Annotated in this window: 1 protein-coding gene; it reads right to left on the reverse strand. The window is 36.6% G+C overall.

Translation table 11 applies throughout. The features are described from left to right. Nucleotides 1–429 (reverse strand): ParB/RepB/Spo0J family partition protein (locus AC0C45_RS30080; protein ID WP_472929330.1); only part of this gene is annotated, 429 nt, incomplete at both ends.

Raw genomic sequence — 429 nt, forward strand, 5'->3', positions numbered from 1 at the left:
GACAGAGAGTCCCAATGATTTAGCCAATTGTTTCTCTAAAGAAGTGGCAAAAATATTTTTAGTTTTTTTAGATAGCTTCGAACTTGGAGTAGAAGTAACCAGTTGCTCAATTTGCCTAACACTTAGGCCTTCATTTTGTATTTTATGAGTGAGGTACAGTTGTTGCTTATCATCACTCAAAGTTAAAAGAGCACGCGCGTGTCCCGCACTAATTTTTCCTTCTTCAATTGCTTTAATGATAGGTGCTGGGAGTTGTAACAGACGTAAGGTATTGCTAATATAAGGTCTTGATTTTCCCATATATTTAGCAATCTCATCGTGAGTCATGTGTTTTTTTTCAACCAATAACTGATAGGCTTTAGCTTCTTCGATAGCGTTAAGGTTAGAACGTTGTAAATTTTCAACTATAGCTTGTTGCATGCTCTCGAG

The organism is Priestia sp. VA7 (assembly GCF_055710015.1).